Origin of the sequence: Paenibacillus sp. 598K (assembly GCF_003851045.1) — a bacterium.
In the GTDB taxonomy this organism is placed as follows: domain Bacteria; phylum Bacillota; class Bacilli; order Paenibacillales; family Paenibacillaceae; genus Paenibacillus_D.
Genome location: NZ_BFBX01000106.1, coordinates 1 through 239, shown reverse-complemented (window position 1 = coordinate 239; position 239 = coordinate 1). Strand labels below are relative to the sequence as shown.

1 protein-coding gene is annotated in these 239 nt (G+C 59.8%); it reads left to right on the top strand.

Going from position 1 to position 239, the window contains the following annotated elements; translation table 11 throughout:
- A partial coding sequence (locus tag PA598K_RS26795; RefSeq protein ID WP_148091999.1) for a transposase occupies positions 1 to 239 on the top strand: 239 nt, incomplete at both ends.

The window sequence follows — 239 nt, the reverse complement described above, 5'->3', positions numbered from 1 at the left end:
GGCAAATGGTTTGTCTCGCTTGTCTGCGAGGTGGAGATCCAGCCGTTACCGGTTCGTGAGCAGACGATCGGAATCGATGTGGGTCTGAAGCACCTGGCGGTGACCTCTGATGACGAAGTCGTTGCCAATCCGAGACATACACGCCGCTATGAACAGCAGTTGGCGAAGTGGCAACGGCGGATGTCGCGCCGCATGCGAGGCGGCAGCAACTGGCATCGGGCGAAGATCAAGGTGGCCCG